The 16769-nt window shown below is 54.5% G+C and carries 13 protein-coding genes; 4 read left to right on the top strand and 9 right to left on the bottom strand.

What is annotated here, in order from left to right; translation table 11 throughout:
• Positions 1-188: 188 nt before the first annotated feature.
• The 7 genes from ihfB to AFK67_RS07200 all read right to left on the bottom strand — a co-directional run bounded on the left by ihfB (position 189) and on the right by AFK67_RS07200 (position 7439).
• A complete protein-coding gene (gene ihfB / locus AFK67_RS07230; RefSeq protein ID WP_004387353.1) occupies positions 189-473 on the bottom strand; it encodes an integration host factor subunit beta in 285 nt (94 codons plus the stop codon).
• 114 nt (positions 474-587) lie between these two features.
• Positions 588-2261 (bottom strand): 30S ribosomal protein S1, encoded by a 1674-nt coding sequence (gene rpsA, locus AFK67_RS07225; protein ID WP_038873078.1) that lies wholly within the window; start codon positions 2259-2261, stop codon positions 588-590.
• Between the two features lie 111 nt (positions 2262-2372).
• Entirely contained in the window at positions 2373-3059 is a 687-nt protein-coding gene (gene cmk / locus AFK67_RS07220) for a (d)CMP kinase (protein ID WP_007730267.1), read from the bottom strand.
• Between the two features lie 174 nt (positions 3060-3233).
• Positions 3234-4001 carry a metalloprotease LoiP gene (gene loiP / locus AFK67_RS07215; RefSeq protein WP_007730265.1) on the bottom strand — a complete coding sequence of 256 codons (768 nt, stop codon included), beginning with the start codon at positions 3999-4001 and terminating at the stop codon, positions 3234-3236.
• Between the two features lie 144 nt (positions 4002-4145).
• Positions 4146-5432: a 3-phosphoshikimate 1-carboxyvinyltransferase gene (aroA, locus tag AFK67_RS07210; protein WP_007730259.1), complete on the bottom strand. Its 1287-nt coding sequence runs from the start codon at positions 5430-5432 to the stop codon at positions 4146-4148.
• A gap of 66 nt (positions 5433-5498) precedes the next feature.
• Positions 5499-6584: a 3-phosphoserine/phosphohydroxythreonine transaminase gene (gene serC, locus AFK67_RS07205; RefSeq protein ID WP_007730258.1), complete on the bottom strand. Its 1086-nt coding sequence runs from the start codon at positions 6582-6584 to the stop codon at positions 5499-5501.
• A 162-nt stretch (positions 6585-6746) separates the two neighbouring features.
• A complete protein-coding gene (locus AFK67_RS07200) occupies positions 6747-7439 on the bottom strand; it encodes a DUF421 domain-containing protein (RefSeq protein WP_007730257.1) in 693 nt (230 codons plus the stop codon).
• A gap of 141 nt (positions 7440-7580) precedes the next feature.
• Here AFK67_RS07200 and ycaO point away from each other — a divergent pair, with 141 nt between their 5' ends.
• The 4 genes from ycaO to pflA all read left to right on the top strand — a co-directional run bounded on the left by ycaO (position 7581) and on the right by pflA (position 13876).
• Positions 7581-9344: a 30S ribosomal protein S12 methylthiotransferase accessory factor YcaO gene (gene ycaO / locus AFK67_RS07195; RefSeq protein ID WP_038883932.1), complete on the top strand. Its 1764-nt coding sequence runs from the start codon at positions 7581-7583 to the stop codon at positions 9342-9344.
• 404 nt (positions 9345-9748) lie between these two features.
• Complete coding sequence (gene focA, locus AFK67_RS07190; RefSeq protein ID WP_032967584.1) at positions 9749-10606, top strand: formate transporter FocA; 858 nt, start codon at positions 9749-9751, stop codon at positions 10604-10606.
• Positions 10607-10657: 51 nt separating this feature from the next.
• Entirely contained in the window at positions 10658-12940 is a 2283-nt protein-coding gene (pflB, locus tag AFK67_RS07185) for a formate C-acetyltransferase (RefSeq protein WP_007747089.1), read from the top strand.
• Positions 12941-13135: 195 nt separating this feature from the next.
• On the top strand, positions 13136-13876 hold the full coding sequence (gene pflA, locus AFK67_RS07180) for a pyruvate formate lyase 1-activating protein (protein WP_007730248.1): 741 nt from the start codon (positions 13136-13138) through the stop codon (positions 13874-13876).
• Positions 13877-13943: 67 nt separating this feature from the next.
• On the opposite strand, the gene AFK67_RS07175 is transcribed toward pflA, so the two are convergent.
• On the bottom strand, positions 13944-15092 hold the full coding sequence (locus AFK67_RS07175) for an MFS transporter (RefSeq protein WP_038883934.1): 1149 nt from the start codon (positions 15090-15092) through the stop codon (positions 13944-13946).
• Positions 15093-15386: 294 nt separating this feature from the next.
• Positions 15387-16679: a serine--tRNA ligase gene (gene serS, locus AFK67_RS07170; RefSeq protein WP_007730234.1), complete on the bottom strand. Its 1293-nt coding sequence runs from the start codon at positions 16677-16679 to the stop codon at positions 15387-15389.
• Positions 16680-16769 lie beyond the last annotated feature (90 nt).

Here is a 16769-nt window from a genome sequence, read left to right as displayed (position 1 = left end):
TGCGAAGGAGTGTGCAGCAGATAAGCGATATTGTCAGACAGCATCTGGCGACTTTACGAGACGTGCAGAAAGGAATTTAGGGCGTTACAGCGGTTGCAGAAAAAGTGTCGAGACGGCTCGCAGCGCTTTGCTACAGATACAAAAAACGGCACCCTGAGGTGCCGTTCTCTGCGAGGTTAAGCGTTAACTTAACCGTAAATATTGGCGCGGTCGCGTAGTTCTTTACCCGGTTTAAAGTGCGGAACGTATTTACCTTCCAGCTCGACTTTATCACCTGTTTTCGGGTTACGCCCGGTGCGTGGTGCGCGATAGTGTAAGGAGAAACTGCCGAAACCCCGGATTTCAATACGCTCGCCCTGGGCAAGAGTAGAGGCCATATGTTCCAGCATCTCTTTAACCGCATCTTCCACCGCTTTCGCCGGGATATGGGAGTGCTGGCTTGCAAGTCTTTCTATTAATTCTGACTTGGTCATGTTTCCTCCGGTTTCCATTCAGGAAAATTGTCTTACAGCTACCATCGAACAAGGGCGGCCAAAGCCGCCCTTAGTGTCTGATTACAGGCCGGAACCTGTAATCTGTCAAGGCAATTACTCGCCTTTAGCTGCTTTGAACGCTTCAGCCATCGCGTTAGAGAAGTTGCCTTCTTCCTGTTTGTTGTTAACAGTAGCGATTGCATCTTTCTCGTCAGCTTCGTCTTTCGCACGAACAGACAGGCTGACTACGCGGTTTTTACGATCAACGCCGGTGAACTTAGCTTCAACGTCGTCGCCAACGCTCAGTACCAGAGTCGCGTCTTCTACGCGGTCACGGGAAGCTTCAGAAGCGCGCAGGTAGCCTTCAACGCCGTCTGCTAATTCAACTGTAGCACCTTTAGCGTCAACTGCAGTTACTTTACCAGTAACGATTGCACCTTTCTTGTTCAGCGCAACGTAGTTGTTGAACGGATCTTCCGCGAGCTGTTTAACGCCCAGGGAGATACGCTCACGCTCTGCGTCAACCTGCAGTACAACGGCAGCGATTTCGTCGCCTTTTTTGTACTCGCGAACGGCTTCTTCGCCAGCCACGTTCCAGGAGATGTCAGACAGGTGAACCAGACCGTCGATGCCGCCGTCCAGGCCGATGAAGATACCGAAGTCAGTGATAGACTTGATTTTACCTTCAACGCGATCGCCTTTGTTGTGGGTCTCAGCGAACTGCTGCCACGGGTTGGCTTTGCACTGTTTCAGGCCCAGGGAGATACGACGACGTTCTTCGTCGATATCCAGAACCATCACTTCTACCACGTCGCCGACGTTAACAACTTTGGACGGGTGGATGTTTTTGTTGGTCCAGTCCATTTCGGAAACGTGTACCAGGCCTTCAACGCCTTCTTCGATTTCAACGAAGCAGCCGTAGTCGGTCAGGTTGGTTACGCGACCAGTCAGGCGGGTGCCTTCCGGGTAACGTTTAGCGATAGCAACCCACGGATCTTCGCCCAGCTGTTTCAGGCCCAGGGAGACACGGGTACGCTCGCGGTCGAACTTCAGCACTTTAACAGTGATTTCGTCGCCCACGTTCACGATTTCGCTCGGATGCTTAACGCGTTTCCAGGCCATATCAGTGATGTGCAGCAGGCCGTCTACGCCGCCCAGATCAACGAATGCACCGTAGTCAGTGAGGTTCTTAACGATACCTTTAACTTCCATGCCTTCCTGCAGGTTTTCCAGCAGCTGATCGCGCTCTGCGCTGTTCTCAGATTCGATAACGGCACGACGGGAAACGACAACGTTGTTGCGCTTCTGATCCAGCTTGATTACTTTGAATTCAAGCTCTTTGCCTTCGAGGTGCAGGGTGTCACGAACCGGACGCACGTCTACCAGGGAACCCGGCAGGAACGCACGAATACCGTTCAGCTCAACAGTGAAGCCGCCCTTGACTTTGCCATTGATAACACCAGTAACGGTAGCAGCTTCTTCGTAAGCTTTTTCCAGCATCAGCCACGCTTCGTGACGTTTAGCTTTCTCACGAGACAGCAGGGTTTCTCCGAAACCGTCTTCTACTGCATCCAGAGCAACGTCAACTTCGTCACCAACCTGGATTTCCAGTTCGCCCTGGGCGTTTTTGAACTGCTCTGCCGGAATGGCGGACTCAGATTTCAGACCGGCGTCAACCAGTACTACGTCTTTGTCGATAGCAACAACAACGCCACGAACGATAGAACCCGGGCGGGTTTCGATTTCTTTCAGGGATTCTTCAAAGAGTTGAGCAAAAGATTCAGTCATGTTTAATCTTCAGGTTTTAAATTAACGTCCACCTGGCATCATGCTGGGTGGGGTTGTTTCACATACCCGCTGTCACTCCATTGCAACGGGGGTACTGCAAATTCGGTCGCGTTACTTCGCGAGCGCCAGTTTTTCACGGGCGTATTCGAGCGCCTTTTCTATAACCTGTTCAATGCTAAGGCTGGTGGAATCCAGCACCAGAGCGTCTTGCGCAGGCACTAACGGCGCTACTGGCCGGTTACGATCGCGGTCATCGCGCTCTTTTATCTCGGCCAAAAGGCGTTCAAAGTTAACACTAAAGCCCTTTTCCTGCAACTGTAGCATGCGGCGATGAGCACGCTCTTCCGAAGAAGCGTCAAGGAAAATTTTCACTGGCGCATCAGGGAATACCACGGTTCCCATATCGCGCCCGTCGGCTATCAGGCCAGGCGCTTCGCGGAACCCGCGCTGACGACGCAGTAGCGCTTCACGCACGCGCGGAAACGCGGCGACCTGCGAGGCGGCGTTGGCCACTTCCTGCGTACGGATCTCGGCGCTGACATCCTCGCCTTCCAGAATCACTTCCAGTTCGCCCTGTTGCGCGACGAAACGTACGTCGAGATGCGCGGCCAGCGGGACAAGCGCTTCTTCAGAGGCGACATCGACATGATGATGCAGCGCCGCCAGCGCAAGTACCCGATAGATGGCGCCGGAATCCAGTAAATGCCATTGCAGGGTTTCAGCCATTGCTTTACACAGCGTGCCTTTGCCTGCGCCGCTTGGGCCATCGATTGTGATTACCGGGACGGATGCCGTCATCTTTTTCTCCTTCAATAACAAATGGCAGGCCTGCAACGTGAACGCGGCGCATTATACGCTTCATCAACGCAGACTGTTATCTTTCCGGCGAAATATCGCCGCCATTGTGGCTGAGTGTAGAAGAATTGGGCGCAGATGCCCGGACCTGCCTGATGCAGATCCGGGTAAGCAGGATTATTTCTTGTCTGCAGCGATGCGATCGCGGATGTGCTGAGCGCGTTCTGCTGAAGGCGGATGGGAATCGAACATGGATTTCTCAGAGCCGGCGTCCAGTTTCGCCAGTTTCTCGAAGCTGGTGACCAGACCTTTGGTGCTGATTTTGCGTTTTTTCAGCAGGTCGTAAGAGAAATCATCCGCTTCGGACTCCTGGCTGCGAGAGAACGCGGAGTTGATCATGCCCTGCGCCATTTCGCCCAGTTCTGAATCAGAAAGCTGCGCGCCGACCGCGCTGGAAGCGGAGACGGCATCACGCGCCGCAACGGTCGCGTAGGCAGTCTGCATCGCTTTACGGGTGTGACCTAACGCGACGTGGCCCATTTCGTGGCCCAGCACCGCTTCGACTTCGTTGTCGGTCATCATGTCCATCAGGCCGCTGTAAACGCGGATGCAGCCGTTCGCCATCGCCCAGGCGTTCACTTCCGGCGTCTGGTAAACCTTGTAGTTTACCGGGGTACCGTTGATGTTGTTGCCAAGCGCTTTCGCGATTTTATTCAGACGTTTGGTGTATTTGCTGGAAGCCGGAACGACAGGATTCTGCTTGTCCATTTCCGCGCAAGCCTGGTCGGAAAGCTTTTTCACGTCCGCATCGCTGAGCGTTGCGGCCTGATACGCAGACATGCCGGATTTCGCCAGCGCGTCGCCATTAATCCCACCCATGTTTTTACAACCGCTGACCAGCGCGGCGGCAACCAGACAGCTCAGAAGTACTTTTTTGTTTTTCATAATAAATCGTCCATGCATTCAACGTAAAAAGTTAGCGGGTTAATAAACCCGGCGGCAGATTAACATTATTGAAACAGGGACGCTTATCCGAAAAATAACGGCTACACAGCACCCCGTACTTATGATACGGGGTGCTGTGTAAGGTCAGGCGGAGTGGCTGATGCGCGCCAGCTGGGTGAAATAATCCGGGAAGGTTTTGGCGGTGCATTTTGGATCGAGAATGGTCACCGGCGTGTCGGAGAGCGCCACCAGCGAGAAGCACATCGCCATGCGGTGATCGTTATAAGTGCCGATATCGGCAAACTGCAACTGCGCAGGCGGCGTCACGGTAATGAAGTCATGCCCTTCTTCGACCGTCGCGCCTACTTTACGCAGCTCCGTCGCCATCGCCGCCAGACGGTCCGTTTCCTTCACACGCCAGTTATAGATGTTGCGAAGCGTAGTGGTGCCGTTCGCGAACAGCGCGGTCGTGGCAATCGTCATCGCCGCATCGGGGATATGGTTCATATCCATATCGATGGCATGGAGCTCGCCGCGGGTGCAGCTGATGAAATCCTCGCCCCAGGTGATGTGCGCGCCCATTTTCTCCAGGACATCGGCAAAACGGATATCGCCCTGCACGCTGTTGCGCCCGATGCCGGTGACCTTCACGGTCCCGCCGCGGATAGCGGCGGCGGCGAGGAAATAGGATGCGGACGATGCGTCGCCTTCCACCAGATAGTGGCCCGGCGACTGGTACTGCTGGCCGCCCTGGATAACGAAGCGCTGATAGTTCTGGTTCTCCACCTCGACCCCGAAGGTTTTCATCAGGTGCAGAGTAATATCAATGTAGGGCTTTGAAACCAGATCGCCTTTGATGTCGATAGCGGTGTTGCCCGGTGCCAGCGGCGCGGCCATCAGCAGCGCGGTTAAAAACTGGCTGGAAACGCTGCCGTCAACGGTGACGTTGCCGCCCGCGAAACCGCCCTTCAGGCGCAGCGGCGGATAGTTTTCCTGCTCCAGATACGTCACATCCGCGCCCCCCTGACGCAGCGCGTCCACCAGATGACCAATCGGGCGCTCTTTCATGCGCGGCTCGCCGGTTAGCACGACGTTATTGGTGCCGAGGCAAAGCGCCGCCGCCAGCGGACGCATCGCCGTGCCCGCGTTGCCTAAAAACAGCTCCAGCTCCACGAGCGTATTGAACGGCCCGCCCTGCCCCTGAATTTCACAGCGGGTGCGATCCCCGGAGAGCGAATAGTTGACGCCCAGCGCCTTGAGCGCGTTCAGCATATGGCGCACGTCATCACTGTCTAACAGGTTGGTCAGCGTGGTGGTGCCTTTCGCCAGCGCGGCCAGCAGCAGCGCGCGGTTCGACACGCTCTTGGAGCCCGGAAGGTTAATGGTGCCATCCACGCGCGCGATGGGTTGTAAGGTCAGGGATTCCTGCATGGAAAAAGTCTCAATAAAACAGAATAAAAACCCCGCGGCCAGCCGCGGGGGATCGTAACGGAAGGATTAACCGTGGCGGCGTTCGAAATCAACCATAAAATCGGTGAGGGCCTGAACCCCTTCAAGCGGCATCGCGTTATAAATAGAAGCGCGCATCCCACCGACCACGCGATGGCCTTTCAGCGCGTGCAGGCCAGCGGCGAAGGACTCCTCAAGGAAGAGTTTATCCAGATTGCTGTCGGCGAGCTGGAACGGCACGTTCATACGAGAGCGGTTCGCCGTTGCCACGTCGTTGCGATAGAAATCGCTGTTATCAATCACGCCGTAAAGCAGTTCTGCTTTTTGCTGATTGATTTTATCCATCGCCGCCACACCGCCTTTGGTTTTGAGCCATTTAAAGACCAGGCCCGACAGATACCAGGCGAAGGTCGGCGGCGTATTAAACATGGAGTCATTGTCGCTCAGTACGCGGTAATCCAGCACCGAAGGACAGGCAACATGCGCTTTGCCGAGGAGATCCTCACGCACAATCACCAGCGTCAGGCCCGCCGGGCCGATATTTTTCTGCGCGCCTGCATAAATAACGCCGTAGCGGTTGATGTCGATCGGGTGTGACAGGATGGTGGAGGAGAAGTCTGCGGTCACGATAGCGTCGCCGAAATCGGGCGTGTCGTTGATCGCGATGCCGTCAATGGTTTCATTGGGGCAGTAGTGCAGGTACGCCGCGTCCTCAGAGAGCTGCCATTCCTTCATCGGCTTGATGGCGCGCTTGCCGTCGACAGTAATTTTCGCGTCGATGACATTCGGCGTCAGGTATTTTTTGGCTTCTTTAACGGCGCTCGCCGCCCAGTAGCCGCCGTCAACGTAATCTGCCGTGGTCTTGTCACCCAGCAGATTCAGCGGAATGGCGGAAAACTGGCCGCGCCCGCCGCCGTGACAGAACAATACTTTATAATTTGAGGGGATCTGCAGCAGATCGCGAAAATCCTGTTCTGCCTGTTCCGCAACCTGAATAAACTCTTTGCTACGGTGGCTAATTTCCATGACAGAGGTGCCTAACCCCTGCCAGTCACGCAACTCTTCCTGAGCCACTCGCAACACATCCGCCGGCAGCATCGCCGGGCCAGAACTAAAATTGTAGACCTGAGCCATTTCCCCTCACCACGCTAAAAGCAATAAGTTTTTCCTGTGGCTATCGGTTTTATCATTCCGTCGCCGGGGCTGCAACGGCTAATCCTGGCACCAGAGGGAATGTGCGCTAAATCACACAACAGATTCCGCCAGCGCAGCGCGCGCTGGCGGTGGAATTTGCTGTCAGGTGACGCGGGTCGCGGTACTTGCCTTCACCCAGCTATGGTTTTCGCAGCGCGGACACGGTGGTTTTGCACCGGCTTCGAACGTCACCACTTCGCTACAGCGAATACAGGCGTAGTCGCCCGTTTCCGGGATCGTTTCAAAACGCTCGCTGCAATACTCCGGCAAAATCGAGAGCCCCGGACGCACCAGCTTATCGGGATAGTAATAGACGCTGATTTGCCCGTTAGCCTCGAGGATCGCCAGTCGCACCTGCCCCAGATGCTCAACGCCTTTGGTTCGCAATTCCATGAAGAATTCAAACTCGGTCATGTTTTCCCGGTTCAGTTTCTCCCAGGCCAGCTCGCCATCTTCAATAATAATCTTCGGCTTACCCTCAAGCAGATCTTCGAGCTTTTCGCTAAACGACATCAGCCACATCACCAGCCGGTAAAGTACGCCGAGCGTGACGAATACCACCAGCACCGGCAATAGCGGGACATCGTCGTAAAACGCCACGTCCCCCGCCGCCGACCCAAGCGTGAGGATAATGAGCACTTCAAACAGCGACATCTGACGCACGCCGCGTCGCCCGGTAATTTTCAGAAACAGAAAGACAAGGATAAAGGTATAGAGACTGCGCAGCGCGACTTCGCCCAGAAATTCAAGCGGAAACTTGTCAAGCGCCATCCGTTGCAAATCGAAAGCTTTCATATTTTTCTCACGCCATAACAGAGAGTTATCATCTCTAAGAATAGCCGTAAGATTTATTTTTGCCGCGCCGGGCGGGACGATGGCTAACAGCGGCTAAAATCCGTATCATTGCGCGCTTTGCGTACGATAAAAGTGAACCCCATGACTCAAACCTTCATCCCCGGCAAAGATGCCGCACTGGAAGACTCCATCGCTCGCTTCCAGCAGAAACTCACCGACCTGGGCTTTAACATCGAAGAAGCCTCCTGGCTGAACCCGGTGCCGAACGTCTGGTCCGTGCATATTCGCGACAAAGAGTGCGCGCTGTGTTTTACCAACGGTAAAGGTGCCACCAAAAAAGCCGCGCTGGCTTCTGCGCTGGGCGAATATTTTGAGCGTCTGTCCACCAACTATTTCTTCGCCGATTTCTGGCTGGGCGACACCATCGCCAACGGCCCGTTCGTGCATTATCCGAATGAAAAATGGTTCCCGATCCCGCAAAGCGACGCGCTGCCGGAGGGGATCCTCGACGCTCGTCTGCGCGCCTATTACGATCCGGAAAACGAGCTGACCGCGAGCATGCTGGTCGATCTGCAATCCGGTAATGAAGCGCGCGGCATCTGCGCCCTGCCGTTTACCCGTCAGTCTGATGAGCAGACCGTCTACATTCCGATGAACATCATCGGCAACCTGTATGTGTCCAACGGCATGTCCGCCGGGAACACACGCAATGAAGCGCGCGTTCAGGGGCTTTCTGAGGTGTTCGAGCGCCACATTAAAAACCGCATTATCGCAGAGAGCATCAGCCTGCCGGAGATCCCGCAGGAGGTGCTGGCGCGCTATCCGGGCGTGGTGGAAGCCATCAACACGCTCGAAGCGGAAGGTTTCCCGATTTTCGCCTACGACGGTTCGCTCGGCGGCCAGTATCCGGTTATCTGCGTCGTGCTGTTTAATCCGGCGAACGGCACATGCTTCGCGTCCTTTGGCGCACACCCTGATTTTGGCGTGGCGCTGGAGCGCACCGTGACCGAGCTGTTGCAGGGCCGCGGCCTGAAAGATCTCGACGTGTTTACCCCGCCGACCTTTGACGATGAAGAAGTCGCTGAGCACGCCAACCTTGAGACTCACTTCATCGACTCCAGCGGTTTGATTTCCTGGGATATGTTTAAGCAGGACGCGGATTACCCGTTCGTCGACTGGAGCTTCGCCGGCACCACGGAAGAAGAGTTCGCCACGCTGATGGCTATTTTCCGCGCCGAAGATCAAGAAGTGTATATCGCTGATTACGAGCATCTGGGCGTCTACGCCTGCCGTATTCTGGTGCCAGGCATGTCTGACATCTACCCGGCGGAAGATCTGTGGCTTGCGAATAACAGCATGGGCGCGCACCTGCGCGAAACCCTGCTGGCGCTGCCGGGCAGCGAGTGGGAGAAAGAAGATTATCTGAATCTCATCGCCCAGCTTGATGAAGAAGGCCATGATGACTTTACCCGCGTGCGCGAACTGCTCGGACTGGCGACGGGCAAAGATAATGGCTGGTACACGCTGCGCATCGGTGAGCTAAAAGCCATGCTGGCGCTGGCGGGCGGCGATCTGGATCAGGCGCTTATCTGGACGGAATGGACGATGGAGTTTAACGCGTCGGTGTTCAGCGCCGGGCGCGCCAACTACTACCGCTGCCTCCAGACCCTGCTGCTACTGGCGCAGGAAGAAGAGCGCGAGCCGTTACAATACCTGAACGCGTTTGTGCGCATGTACGGGGCAGATGCCGTGGAAGCCGCCAGCGCGGCAATCAGCGGCGAAGCGCCATTCTACGGCCTGCAGCCGGTCGACAGCGACCTCAACGCCTTCCCGGCGCATCAGTCGCTGCTGGCAGCGTATGAAAAACTGCAGCGCGCTAAAGCTAAGTTTTGGCAGGGAAATTGATATAACGCATATCAATAGACCTGCTTCACACTTATGTTTAGCAAATATGACGGGGCGCGTTTACGGCCCCGTTTTTATTTGTCTGGCTACAACTCAGGTTGTGAAAATTAAGTTAATTACGGGTGAATATAAATTATATCTACCCGGCTTGATTGTTACCTTTTTTAGCCAATAATTCATAATGATTAACACTTTATGGGGAGAGCCTTTTCGCTTTTTTTTCAACACATTTAATAAATTTTAAAATTTATTTTTCATTGGATAATCAGAAAGTTAAGCTGAAATTGCGTAAAAAGCAGACGCCTTTCAGTCCTGCAAACCTGGCGAGATATGATCCATATCAAATTTTACTCCATCATGCTTTGTTAGTATCAACTCGCCGAATAAATAAAGAGAGAGTTAGTGTGAAAGCTGACAACCCTTTTGATCTATTACTCCCCGCTGCGATGGCGAAAGTTGCCGAGGAAGCGGGCGTTTACAAAGCCACGAAACATCCGTTAAAGACGTTTTATCTGGCAATTACGGCTGGCGTATTTATTTCCATTGCTTTTGTGTTCTATATCACCGCCACCACCGGCACTGCCGCTATGCCTTTCGGCATGACAAAACTTATTGGCGGTATCTGTTTCTCACTCGGTTTAATTCTTTGCGTCATTTGCGGCGCCGACCTCTTTACATCAACGGTGCTGATTGTGGTCGCTAAGGCCAGCGGTCGTATCACCTGGGGTCAGCTTACGCGCAACTGGCTGAACGTCTATGTGGGCAACCTGATTGGCGCGCTGCTCTTTGTCATACTGATGTGGCTTTCCGGCGAGTATATGACCGCCAATGGCGGCTGGGGGCTCAACGTCCTGCAAACGGCGTCGCATAAAGTCGAGCATACGTTTATTGAAGCGGTCTGCCTCGGCATTCTGGCTAACCTGATGGTGTGCCTGGCCGTCTGGATGAGTTACTCAGGACGCAGCCTTGTCGATAAAGCCTTTATTATGATTCTGCCGGTTGCGATGTTTGTCGCCAGCGGTTTCGAACACAGCATCGCCAACATGTTTATGATCCCGATGGGGATAGTGATTCGTCACTTTGGTAGCCCGGAGTTCTGGAGCGCAATTCACGCTTCGCCGGACCAATTTTCTCATCTGACCGTGATGAATTTCATCATCGATAACCTGATACCGGTAACTATAGGTAATATTATCGGTGGGGGTTTACTCGTCGGATTGACATACTGGGTCATTTACCTGCGTGGCGATGACCATCGCTGATAGTTGTTCCAGGCAGTAAATAAAAAATCCACTTAAGAAGGTAGGTGTTACATGTCCGAGCTTAATGAAAAGTTAGCCACAGCCTGGGAAGGTTTCGCGAAAGGCGACTGGCAGAATGAAGTCAACGTCCGCGACTTTATCCAGAAAAACTACACGCCATACGAGGGTGATGAGTCCTTCCTGGCTGGCGCAACTCAAGCCACCACTACCCTGTGGGACAAAGTGATGGAAGGCGTCAAACTGGAAAACCGCACCCATGCGCCAGTTGATTTTGACACTTCCGTCGCGTCCACCATCACCTCGCACGACGCAGGTTACATCAACAAAACGCTGGAAAAAATTGTTGGCCTGCAGACTGAAGCCCCGCTCAAACGCGCCATTATTCCGTTTGGCGGCATCAAAATGGTTGAGGGTTCCTGCAAAGCGTACAATCGCGAACTCGATCCTCAGCTGAAAAAAATCTTCACCGAATACCGTAAAACCCATAACCAGGGCGTATTCGACGTTTACACCAAAGATATCCTGAACTGCCGTAAATCCGGCGTGCTGACCGGTCTGCCGGATGCATATGGCCGTGGCCGTATCATCGGTGATTACCGTCGCGTTGCGCTGTACGGTATCGACTACCTGATGAAAGACAAATACGCTCAGTTTGTCTCTCTGCAGCAGGATCTGGAAAACGGCGTTAACCTGGAAGCGACCATCCGCCTGCGCGAAGAGATTGCTGAACAGCACCGCGCGCTGGGTCAGATCAAAGAGATGGCAGCAAAATATGGCTGCGATATCTCCGGTCCGGCTACCAATGCTCAGGAAGCGGTACAGTGGACTTACTTCGGCTACCTGGCTGCGGTGAAATCCCAGAACGGCGCTGCAATGTCCTTCGGCCGCGTCTCTACATTCCTCGACGTTTACATTGAGCGCGACCTGAAAGCGGGCAAAATTAACGAACAGGAAGCTCAGGAACTGATTGACCATCTGGTCATGAAACTGCGTATGGTGCGCTTCCTGCGTACGCCGGAATATGATGAGCTGTTCTCTGGCGACCCGATTTGGGCGACCGAATCCGTCGGCGGTATGGGCGTTGACGGCCGTACCCTGGTAACTAAAAACAGCTTCCGCTTCCTGAACACTCTGTACACCATGGGGCCGTCTCCGGAGCCGAACATCACCATTCTGTGGTCCGAAAAACTGCCGCTGAACTTCAAAAAATTCGCGGCGAAAGTTTCCATCGATACGTCATCTCTGCAGTATGAGAACGATGACCTGATGCGTCCGGACTTCAACAATGACGACTACGCTATCGCGTGCTGCGTAAGCCCGATGGTGGTTGGTAAGCAAATGCAGTTCTTCGGCGCTCGCGCTAACCTCGCGAAAACCATGCTGTACGCTATCAACGGCGGCGTTGATGAAAAACTGAAAATGCAGGTGGGTCCGAAATCCGCACCGATCAAAGGCGATCTGCTGAACTTTGACGAAGTGATGGAACGTATGGATCACTTCATGGACTGGCTGGCGAAACAGTACGTCACCGCCCTGAACATCATCCACTACATGCATGACAAGTACAGCTACGAAGCTTCGTTGATGGCGCTGCACGATCGTGACGTTATTCGTACCATGGCGTGCGGTATCGCCGGTCTGTCGGTGGCGGCTGACTCCCTGTCCGCTATCAAATACGCGAAAGTTAAACCGATTCGCGATGAAGACGGCCTGGCTATCGACTTCGAAATCGAAGGCGAATACCCGCAGTTCGGTAACAACGACGCTCGCGTGGACGACCTGGCCGTTGACCTGGTTGAACGTTTCATGAAGAAAATTCAGAAACTGACGACCTACCGCAACGCGATCCCGACCCAGTCCGTGCTGACCATCACCTCTAACGTGGTTTATGGTAAGAAAACCGGTAACACCCCGGATGGCCGCCGCGCGGGTGCGCCGTTTGGCCCGGGTGCGAACCCGATGCACGGTCGTGACCAGAAAGGCGCTGTCGCTTCTCTGACCTCTGTTGCCAAACTGCCGTTCGCTTACGCGAAAGATGGTATCTCTTATACCTTCTCTATCGTGCCGAACGCGCTGGGTAAAGACGATGAAGTGCGTAAAACCAACCTGGCAGGCCTGATGGATGGTTACTTCCACCATGAAGCGTCTATCGAAGGCGGTCAGCACCTCAACGTGAATGTCATGAACCGCGAAATGCTGCTGGATGCGATGGAACATCCTGAGAAGTACCCGCAGCTGACCATTCGTGTGTCTGGCTACGCGGTGCGCTTCAACTCGCTGACCAAAGAGCAGCAGCAGGACGTTATCACCCGTACCTTCACTCAGACAATGTAATACCCGCTCTGACTGAAAATGCGTAAAATGAAGGCTCCACATTTGTGGGGCCTTTCTTATAACCCACCTCAGCATGAGCCTTTTCTGCAAGGTGACTGACTATAATTCAGTTATCTCGCAAAAAAGACTCGACGCGGCACAGACCGCGCTCACCTGGCCCCGCAACATCGGGCCCGAACTGGAGATAACACCGCAATGTCAGTTATTGGTCGCATTCACTCCTATGAATCCTGTGGCACCGTCGATGGCCCTGGGATCCGCTTTATCACCTTCTTTCAGGGCTGCCTGATGCGCTGCCTCTATTGCCACAACCGCGACACCTGGGATACGCACGGCGGCAAAGAAATTACCGTTGAAGAACTGATGAAAGAAGTCGTGACCTACCGGCATTTTATGAACGCATCCGGCGGCGGCGTCACCGCCTCTGGCGGCGAGGCAATATTACAGGCGGAGTTTGTCCGCGACTGGTTCCGCGCCTGCAAGAAAGAAGGCATTCATACCTGTCTTGATACCAACGGCTTTGTGCGCCGTTACGATCCGGTTATCGACGAACTGCTGGAAGTCACCGATCTGGTGATGCTCGATCTCAAGCAGATGAATGACGAAATCCATCAGAATCTGGTGGGCGTCTCGAACCACCGTACGCTGGAATTCGCCCGTTATATCGCCGCGAAAGGCATCAAAACCTGGATACGCTATGTCGTTGTGCCGGGCTGGTCTGACGATGACGACTCCGCTCACCGTCTCGGCGAGTTCACCCGCGAGATGGGCAATATCGAAAAAATCGAGCTGCTGCCCTACCACGAGCTCGGCAAACATAAGTGGGTGGCGATGGGCGAAGAATACAAGCTGGACGGCGTGAAGCCGCCGAAGAAAGAGACGATGGAGCGCGTGAAAGGCATTCTGGAACAGTACGGTCACAAAGTAATGTACTGACGCTGCGCGGTATTAAAACCAGGTGACGAGCAAAAAATAACGCCCGCATTTCGCGGGCGTTTTTTTATCAGGCATGTGCCACTGGCGTCGGATGATGACCTGCTTTGCGCATCAGCATCATCAGATACACAAACGACACGCTGGCTATCATCACGAACAGCAGGCTGTCTGAGTAGTTCTGCATCAGCATCGCCGTGAACGTCGGCCCCAACAGGCTGCCGATAGTATAGCTCAGCAGCAGCGCCTGATTCATCGCCACCAGCTGATGGTGCTCGACTTTCTCGCAGGCCCAGGCCATCGCCACCGGATAGAGCGTAAAACCCGCCGCGCCGAGAACAAACAGCGCGGGCGCCATCGCCGCCTGGGTCAGCATCGCCATACAGCCGACAATCACCACAAACACTTGCACACGCAAAACCAGAAGACGCCCGAAGCGGTCGGCAAGCTTACCAACCGGCCACTGGCCAATGATACCGGCGCTGACCATCACCGCCATCCAGAAGCCGATCCCGGAATCGCTGACGCCCTGGTGGTTAAGATAGAGCGGCATCAGGCCATACAATGAACCCAGCACAATGCCGGAGATAATACAGCCGTTAACGCCAAGGCGCGCCTGACGTAGCTTGAACATCGGCCAGACGTGCGTCTTTTCCTGATGCTCGCTGCTGCTATTCACAATGCGGGTAAAGAGCAGCGGCAGAATGGCCGCCATTATCATGCCCGTCACCCACGGTAGCACGCTCATCAGGTCAGTCGGCAGTTTGCTGATCATCAGCTGGCCTGCGACCGTCCCCATGTAATACACCATCATATAGGCAGCCAGCAGGCGGCCGCGGTTGCGCGACGTGCCGCTGCACATCAGCGCGCTTTCCACCACCACCCAAATCATGGCGCAGCCGACACCGGCGATAAAGCGCCAGACAAGCCAGCTCCAGAAGCCCAGCGTCACGCCAAGCCCGGCGCAGCCTGCGGCAAAAATCAGCGAGGCAATATAGTAGCTGCGATTAAAACCGAAGCGCTTGATCAGCGAGCCGGTAATCAGCGTACCCAGAAGGTTGCCGGTAAAATAGGACGAGCCGACCATGCCGACCTGCCACGTAGGCAAATTGTCATGGGCAAGCCACAGCGGTACCAGCGTATTTAACACCGCTATCGCGAGCGTCAGCAGAAGCAAGCCACAGAGCAAAAACAGCACTGGGCGGGTATAGGTAGGCATGAAATAAACCGTGAGGAAGGTAAGAATTCGTGCGCATCATGCCACCCGCCGCGCCAAAGTCAATCTGCCAGAAATCGCCTTTTAATGCCGGAACGGACTGTCGATGAATAGCCTTGATTTATCCGCTGCGATGCAGACCCTTTTTGTAGAGTATTGTCTTTAAAAAATAATAAGTTATTAAAATAAACCGCCACCGCCATCCATGAAAATATTTATCAATAAACAACACAAAAATAGCGGCGACAAAAATGAAAAAAGCGCCCGCAGGCGCTTTAAAAAGAAAGGGAGTTTACCTTAGCCGATAAACTCAAGGCCTTTCATATACGGACGCAGAACTTCCGGGATTTCGATGCGGCCATCAGCCTGCTGGTAGTTCTCCAGCACCGCCACCAGCGTGCGGCCGACTGCCAGACCAGAACCGTTCAGCGTGTGCACCAGACGGGTCTTTTTATCGGACTTGCTGCGGCAGCGCGCCTGCATGCGACGAGCCTGGAAATCCCAAACGTTAGAGCAGGAAGATATTTCGCGGTACGTATCCTGCGCCGGGATCCACACTTCCAGGTCGTAGGTTTTACGCGCGCCAAAGCCCATGTCGCCGGTGCACAGCAGCATCTTGCGATACGGCAGGCCAAGCAGCTGCAGCACTTTCTCCGCATGGCCGGTCATCTCTTCCAGCGCCTGCATGGAATCTTCCGGACGCACGATCTGTACCATTTCCACTTTATCGAACTGGTGCATACGGATAAGACCGCGGGTGTCACGACCATACGAGCCCGCTTCAGAGCGGAAGCACGGCGTATGCGCGGTCATTTTGATCGGCAGCGCGTCCTCGTCGATGATTTCATCACGCACGAGGTTGGTTAGCGGCACTTCCGCCGTCGGGATCAGCGCGTAGTTGCTGCTGTCCGCTTCTTCTTCCAGCGGACGGGTATGGAACAGATCGCCTGCGAACTTCGGCAGCTGGCCGGTCCCATAAAGCGTGTCGTGGTTCACCAGGTACGGCACATAGTTTTCGCTATAGCCGTGCTCTTCAGTATGCAGATCGAGCATGAACTGTGCCAGCGCGCGGTGCAGACGGGCAATCTGCCCTTTCATCACGACGAAACGGGAGCCGGTCAGCTTAACGGCGCTCGCGAAATCAAGCCCGCCATGCATTTCACCGAGGGTGACATGATCGCGCACGTCGAAATCGAACTTACGCGGCGTGCCCCAGCGGCTCACTTCCACATTATCGCTGTCATCTTTACCGTTCGGCACTTCATCGTCCGGCAGGTTAGGGATAGTCAGCGCGATATCGCGGATTTCCGCCAGCAGCGCATCGAGCTCATTTTTCGCTGCATCGAGTTCTTCGCCAAGCTTGTTCACTTCCAGACGAAGCGGCTCGATATCCTCCCCACGCGCTTTCGCCTGGCCGATGGATTTCGATCGCGAGTTACGTTCAGCCTGCAGATTCTCAGTTTTTACCTGCAGAACTTTACGACGCTCTTCAAGAGCGACCAGCTTATCTACATCCAGCTTAAAGCCCCGGCGTGCCAGTTTTTCTGCGACTGCGTCTGGCTCGGTACGCAGCAGATTGGGATCGAGCATGCTTATCCTGTGCTTATCGAAAAAAGGAAAGGGAAAGGCGACCGCTGCCTGCGGTCGCACTGATATACAACGATTTACCTTACCGCAACG

Source organism: Cronobacter dublinensis subsp. dublinensis LMG 23823 (assembly GCF_001277235.1).
Taxonomy (GTDB): Bacteria; Pseudomonadota; Gammaproteobacteria; order Enterobacterales; family Enterobacteriaceae; genus Cronobacter; species Cronobacter dublinensis.
Note: the sequence above shows the minus strand (reverse complement) of the source record. Positions and strands in the feature narration are given on the sequence as shown.

Bases quoted from the DNA above. Each gene is read 5' to 3' on its own strand.
- ihfB (WP_004387353.1), bottom strand. From the start codon at position 473: ATGACCAAGTCAGAATTAATAGAAAGACTTGCAAGCCAGCACTCCCAT.
- rpsA (WP_038873078.1), bottom strand. From the start codon at position 2,261: ATGACTGAATCTTTTGCTCAACTCTTTGAAGAATCCCTGAAAGAAATC.
- cmk (WP_007730267.1), bottom strand. From the start codon at position 3,059: ATGACGGCATCCGTCCCGGTAATCACAATCGATGGCCCAAGCGGCGCA.
- loiP (WP_007730265.1), bottom strand. From the start codon at position 4,001: ATGAAAAACAAAAAAGTACTTCTGAGCTGTCTGGTTGCCGCCGCGCTG.
- aroA (WP_007730259.1), bottom strand. From the start codon at position 5,432: ATGCAGGAATCCCTGACCTTACAACCCATCGCGCGCGTGGATGGCACC.
- serC (WP_007730258.1), bottom strand. From the start codon at position 6,584: ATGGCTCAGGTCTACAATTTTAGTTCTGGCCCGGCGATGCTGCCGGCG.
- AFK67_RS07200 (WP_007730257.1), bottom strand. From the start codon at position 7,439: ATGAAAGCTTTCGATTTGCAACGGATGGCGCTTGACAAGTTTCCGCTT.
- ycaO (WP_038883932.1), top strand. From the start codon at position 7,581: ATGACTCAAACCTTCATCCCCGGCAAAGATGCCGCACTGGAAGACTCC.
- pflB (WP_007747089.1), top strand. From the start codon at position 10,658: ATGTCCGAGCTTAATGAAAAGTTAGCCACAGCCTGGGAAGGTTTCGCG.
- pflA (WP_007730248.1), top strand. From the start codon at position 13,136: ATGTCAGTTATTGGTCGCATTCACTCCTATGAATCCTGTGGCACCGTC.
- AFK67_RS07175 (WP_038883934.1), bottom strand. From the start codon at position 15,092: ATGCCTACCTATACCCGCCCAGTGCTGTTTTTGCTCTGTGGCTTGCTT.
- serS (WP_007730234.1), bottom strand. From the start codon at position 16,679: ATGCTCGATCCCAATCTGCTGCGTACCGAGCCAGACGCAGTCGCAGAA.